Genomic DNA, 6,488 nt, shown 5'->3' on the forward strand with positions numbered 1-6,488 from the left:
ATTTTTATTTTAATGAAAATGCCGCCAGAACGTGCTTCCCAGCCAAACTTTTCTTTTAATCGGAAGCGGCACTTACGCTCATGGCAACGTCTGTCCAGAGCCGGAAATGATCCAATACCATGTCAGAACAGAACCCTAATCCTGGCAGTCTGCAGATTTACCTTCGACTGCTGACTTACGTAAAACCCTACATCGGCTATTTTGCCCTGAGTCTCCTTGGCCTGGCTATCTTTGCCCTGACCCAGCCCGGTTTCGCCAAGCTGCTTGAATACTTTGTCCAGGCGCTGGAAGGCGAAGAGGTCACCCTGCTGCAAAACCAGGCATGGCTGCCCAACTCAGCCATTTCATCACTCTGGCTGATCCCGTCACTGATGGTCATTATCGCCATCGTTCGGGGCATCGGCTCTTATCTGGGTAATTACTACATCTCCAAGGTCGCGAACTTTGTTATCCATGACCTGAGAACCGAGATGTTCGAACGCATGATCAACCTGCCCAATGCATTCTTTGATAACAACAACTCCGGCCACCTGATTGCCCGTATTACCTATAACGTCAGCCTGGTGACTGCCGCGGCTACCGATGCCATTCGTGTTGCCGTCCGGGAAGGCCTGACCGTTGTCTTCCTGCTCAGTTTCCTGTTTTACACCAGCTGGAAGATGACCCTGATCTTTATTGCCGCACTGCCAATCATCGCCATGGTGGTTGCCTATGCCAGCAAACGTTTCCGCAGGATCAGCAGAAATATGCAAAATTCCATGGGAGACCTGACCCATGTCACCTCGGAAACCATTAATGGCTATCGGGAGGTCAGGGGGTTTGGTGGTGAAGGTTATGAATGTGATCGCTTCCGGTCTTCCAGTGCCGCCAATACCCGCCAGAACCTTAAGCTGGCCAAAGCGGGCTCCGTCCATACGCCGGTTCTGCAATTTATTGTCTCCATAGCCCTTGCCCTTTTGCTGTTTATGGTTCTGTTTGTCAAAGGTGACTCAACTACAGCAATCCTGGTGGGTTATGTAACAGCGGCCGCCCTGCTGCCCAAGCCGATCCGCCAGCTCAGCGAAGTGAACGCCAGTATCCAGAAGGGCATCGCGGCGGCAGAAAGTATTTTCGCCATGGTGGATGAAACACCAGAAGCCAATCATGGCCAGTACACCTGCGACCGGGTAACCGGTTGCGTTGAATTCAGGCAGATTGGTTTTGCTTATCCAGGCGCGGAATCACCCGCACTGCAAGACATCAGCTTCACCATTCAACCCGGACAAACCTACGCCCTGGTGGGGCGATCCGGTTCCGGCAAAAGCACCCTCGCCAATATTGTTCCCAGGTTCTATAACCATACCGAAGGCGATATCCTGATTGACGGTGTTCCCCTGAATGACTTTGAATTGAAAAACCTGCGCAGCCATATTGCCCTGGTCAGCCAGAACATCACCCTGTTCAATGATACCGTTGCCAGAAATATTGCCTACGGTGCCTTGGCGGATACCGCCGATCAGGAAGATATCCGCCTGGCTGCAGAAGCGGCCCATGCCACAGAGTTCATCAAAGACATGTCGGACGGTATGCACACAATTGTTGGCGAAGACGGCGTTCTCCTGTCCGGCGGCCAGCGTCAGCGTCTGGCCATTGCCCGTGCGGTGCTTAAAGATGCGCCCATCCTGATTCTGGATGAAGCAACCTCAGCCCTGGACACAGAATCCGAGCGCCACATTCAGGCAGCCCTGGACAGCATCATGAAAGGCCGTACCACCCTGGTGATTGCTCATCGCCTGTCAACCATTGAGAATGCCGATTGCATCCTGGTAATGGAGCATGGCCGAATTATTGAACGAGGAACCCATACTGAACTGCTGGCGAAAGGTGAACATTACGCCAAACTGCACAAGATGCAGTTTCAGGATGAACCGCCTGTTACCGTAGAACAAGTTTAAATATTACACAGTAGGAAAATGGAGCTTTTGCTCTCTTTTTCAATCTTACGTAGTACATAATTTCAATAAGTTTGATGCGTAAAATCTCCGTTCACCCCGGGCACCGTTCGGCTCAGCTCAGGATGAACGGAGCCTGGGAGTTATTGATAGAAGGAATTCATCAATTACATTGAAACCATGTACTGGTCGTATCTTGAGCTTAAACGGGCATTTCCAATGGAAACACATCGAAGCACTAACCCGGCCGACGTTTCGGCAGCACTTTCCACCAATCAGTTGACTCAGCCTTTAGCATCCGCTGCTAATAGCTCCAAATGCGTTTTTTCTTCTCAACGAACTGTTGCAAAATGTCAGACTCATACATCCAGTCAGTCAGGCTCAAATGACATAACATCTACCAAGACCACTAACATTGAAGCAAGAGCTGTGCTTCCCAGTCGTGCGTACACGACAATACTTGCATCTTCAGGCTCTGGTTCTTCTATACCGCTAAAAGGCACTCAAAATAATGACATTACGGAAAGCTCTCTGCCCGTTGAATTGCAAGAGTGTATTCAGGAATGGCAAAAGATCTCGACTAAATACCCGCAAAATTTAATATTTCAGGAACTCATCGATTTCATTACCAAATGCAGGAAAGCGTTGATACTCCGATCAATTCAACTGGGCAGGTTTGACAAGGAAAACCCGGCACACATTGCCGAGGCTTTTTTGTCAGGTACGTTGAATATGGCATCCCGCAGAGTCTCCAACATACCAAAGTATGTTTTAAAGGCAGAATTTTCACCTGATAAGACGGATGCCAAAAAAATGTTCCGGGAACATGATGTATTTCAAATATCGCGCATTCTCGATCCTGATTCAGGAAAAGGTATAGTTACTGAGACCATCTCCCACCAGGGTGTTACGTTTTTTATACCTGACGACCCTTTTAAAACAGCTTCCACCGCTACAAATTTCATTGGGGCATTGCTTTCTACAATTTCTACTTTTTATGATCATTCTGCGCCCCCGAAGCGTGCTCAGGCTCAAACCGAAAGTACAGTTACTGACTCAATATCCAATTCACCCAAAGGCGCTGACTCAACCTGCCCTGATACCAGTGACGATAATATTTGTGACCTTGCCATACTGTTCAAAACGCTGGGATTATGGAAAATCCGGGATAAAACGCTTATTGTTCCCCGTGGCAAAACACAATCCGGTCACATCCCACCCTTCAAATTAATCACCTCATTCTCAAAGTCCATAGCTGAAAGCCACCCCTACCATGGGTTGCTCAAAAGGGCTCAGCTGGACCCGGCAGGGGTAACTTATTTCCCAAGAACAAGTGAAGTCCAATCAGAAAACCTGACCAAATTTCAAAACAGTGTCTTAAATCTTCTGGAAAAGATGTTGCTGTTGCGCGCGAAAGAGGCAAGATCTTCAAAACCCAAAGAACCCCCACCATCTGAATTAGCTCAACCATCACCAACAGTAGCCCCAGAAAGCTCTTATAAACTTGAAAACCCCTTGGAAAGCACACAATCCCTTGCCAAAGAAATCGCTTTGCTGATCCAGCGTAATGATACAGCCAGCCTTAAAATACTACTTGAACAAAACCCTCAATACGCTACTGAACTTAAAGACTCCCAAAATAATAAACTTCAAAAATACCTGTCTAAATGCCAGGGTATCTAAGCTGAAGACGATGATATTGGTGTCGAGGAGCACGACCACCATCTGACGACACAGGATTAATATTCTTTCTCACTTACGCAGCAGAAAACATCTATGGTAAAGTTGCCAATTTACCGTAAAACAGCTGTACTGCTCCCGGAAACGCGAAACAAGAGGCATAAGGTGTACCAGCATACGCTGCACAGCCTTTGCCAAAATACCCGTCAACTGACTTTAAGGTGCATATCGCACGGCTGTGGTATGGTAAGCAACTGCCATTAAGCTGACTGGACCTCATTGATGAAATTGACGATTCCCCGTTTTGATCTGGCCAAAGTCCTGGTAATTGGCGATATCATGCTGGATCGATACTGGCATGGTGCCACCTCCCGGATATCACCGGAAGCTCCGGTGCCTGTAGTCAAAGTCGGACAAATAGAAGACCGTCCGGGCGGAGCGGGCAACGTTGCCCTTAACATTGCCACACTGGGCGCACCGGCATGGGTTATCGCGGCAACTGGTGACGATGAATCCGCCGACGTCCTTCAGACCCGACTGGAGGCCGCTGGCATTTACTGCTGCTTTGCCCGAATCCCCGGTGCGCCAACCATTACCAAATTACGGGTCATTTCCCAGCATCAACAATTGATTCGCCTGGATCATGAAGAAAGCTTTGATGGTCTGAGTCCCGATGTGATTGAAGAAAAGGCCGCCCAGCTTATCCATAACCTGAGCGCCATTGTCCTTTCTGATTACGGCAAGGGAACTCTGCAGGGCTGTCAGCAACTGATTCGCCTGGCCCGATCCCATAATATTCCCGTTCTCGTGGACCCCAAAGGCAGCAGCTTTGAGCGTTACCGTGGTGCCACGGTGATAACGCCCAATCTGAAAGAGTTTGAGACAATTGCTGGCCCCTGCCGCAGCGAAGAAGAGCTGGTCAGCAAAGGTCAACAACTGTTAAAAGACCTTGAGCTGGGAGCACTGCTTATTACCCGCAGTGAACACGGCATGACCCTGATCCGGGAAAATGAGCCTGAAGTTCACTTCCCGGCAAGGGCAAGAGAAGTTTTCGATGTAACAGGTGCAGGCGACACGGTTATCTCGGTACTGGCCGCCTCCCTGGCCGCTGGCTGTGACATGCCCCAGGCTGCCGGTCTGGCCAATATTGCCGCCGGCATTGTTGTGGCCAAGCTAGGCACCGCCAGCGTCTCCATGCCCGAACTGAGACGTGAAGTGAACCGGGAGCTGGGTGCTGAAAGAGGTGCGGTATCTGCCGAGCAATTGATGGTTGCGGTTGAAGATGCCCGGGCTCACGGCGAAAAGATCGTTTTTACCAACGGTTGTTTTGATATCCTCCATGCTGGCCATGTTGGCTACCTGGAGCAGGCACGCAAGCAGGGGGACAGGCTGATTCTTGCCATTAATGGCGATAATTCTGTCACCCGCCTGAAAGGTGAAGGACGCCCGATTAACCCGGTGGACCGCCGAATGGCAGTACTTGCTGGCCTGGAAGCGGTGGACTGGGTTGTCAGTTTTGATGAAGATACCCCGGAAAATCTGATTCAGGCAATCAAGCCGGATGTACTGGTAAAAGGTGGCGACTACTCACTGGATGAAGTGGTCGGTGCTCCGATTGTTCATGAATACGGTGGTGAAGTGAAAGTGCTGGCCTTCCTGGAGAACTGCTCAACCACTGCCATTGTCGATAAAATCCGCGATGAAAAAGAAGCACAACCTGCCTGATGATTGCCTGGCCATAACCGCTGTGGCCAGCCCCTGATCTGAATTATCTGCCGGGCATCAACCGGCAGAGTAGTAGCCTGTCGGACTTAACAACATCTACAGGTTATGACAGATCAAATAACACGTACTCATTAACCAGACCTATCAAGGGCCGATATATTGATCAGGCCCATGCTTGACACATTTACCGTGACTCCTTGATAACATTGGTGAGAAAACACTGATGAATTAAATCGCTTCCACCTCTTCCCACAATTTCCGCAGTCGTTTGTCCGATACCGGAAAACGAGTGCCCAGCTGCTGGGCAAACAGGGAAACCCGGTACTCTTCAATCATCCAATAGAATTGCTGAAGATTTGGATCGATCACCTTATGCTGATAATGAGCCTCTCGGCGTTTATCATATTTCTGCTGCAGAGCGGTCAGCTCTTCCGTCCAGGCGCGATCACGGTTTACCTTGGCTGGCAATTTCTCCAACCTGACCTCAATCGCCTTGAAATAACGAGGATAATGGCTAAGCCACTCCATACCCGCTGACGTCATAAACCCCGGCTGTAACAGTCTTTGCACATGCTGCTTGATATCTGCCAGGGCCAGGGCCCGGTCAAAACTGATCTTACCTTTCAGTTGTCGGCTAATCCCCTGGGCAATACGAAAGATCTCATTAAGAATGGGATCAATCTTCTCGGCAAAAGGCACAATGTCGCCTTTGGGCTGCTCCAGCAATGCCATGAATGATTCACGTTTTTTGGGCAGCTCACTGTCCTTATTCAGATAGACGCCGCTGATAATCAAACTCTGCAAATCATCTTCAAGCTGGTTCTGCTTCATCAGATTAGTGGCCAGCAACCTGGTTTCTTTCAATCTGGCCACTTTACTCAAGGCAAACTTAAGCTGGGTGGACAGCCTGATCCTGAGCAATCGCGTCAACCCTTTGCGGTTTTCAAAGTCGGCCATCGCCGGACTTTCAAACGTAAGGTGGTGCAAATCAGGCTTCTGTCGTTCAGCCCCCTTGCACCACTTCCCACAGCCCGCACCGTTACAGATATCCGCAGGAATCAGGGCATCGTAAGTAGTTAACCAACTACTTAACCCGGATATTTTATAAACGTGCTCGCGCTCTCGCTTGTCCTTTGCCGCTCTATGGAATTG

4 protein-coding genes are annotated in these 6,488 nt (G+C 49.6%); 3 read left to right on the forward strand and 1 reads right to left on the reverse strand.

The window, feature by feature from the left end:
* Window positions 1-119: 119 nt before the first annotated feature.
* The 3 genes from msbA (at window position 120) to hldE (ending at window position 5,336) form a co-directional block, all read left to right on the forward strand.
* A complete protein-coding gene (msbA, locus tag ACO6V1_RS05260; RefSeq protein ID WP_422466087.1) occupies window positions 120-1,934 on the forward strand; it encodes a lipid A export permease/ATP-binding protein MsbA in 1,815 nt (604 codons plus the stop codon).
* 216 nt (window positions 1,935-2,150) lie between these two features.
* Entirely contained in the window at window positions 2,151-3,614 is a 1,464-nt protein-coding gene (locus tag ACO6V1_RS05265; protein ID WP_422466089.1) for a hypothetical protein, read from the forward strand.
* A 279-nt stretch (window positions 3,615-3,893) separates the two neighbouring features.
* Window positions 3,894-5,336, forward strand: a complete 1,443-nt coding sequence (hldE, locus tag ACO6V1_RS05270) for a bifunctional D-glycero-beta-D-manno-heptose-7-phosphate kinase/D-glycero-beta-D-manno-heptose 1-phosphate adenylyltransferase HldE (protein ID WP_422466090.1) — start codon at window positions 3,894-3,896, stop codon at window positions 5,334-5,336.
* Between the two features lie 228 nt (window positions 5,337-5,564).
* Here the strand turns inward: hldE and ACO6V1_RS05275 are convergent.
* Window positions 5,565-6,488 (reverse strand): DUF3418 domain-containing protein (locus ACO6V1_RS05275; protein WP_422466092.1); only part of this gene is annotated, 924 nt, incomplete at its 5' end.

Origin of the sequence: Endozoicomonas sp. ALC013, assembly GCF_049310205.1 — a bacterium.
Lineage (GTDB): Bacteria > Pseudomonadota > Gammaproteobacteria > Pseudomonadales > Endozoicomonadaceae > Endozoicomonas.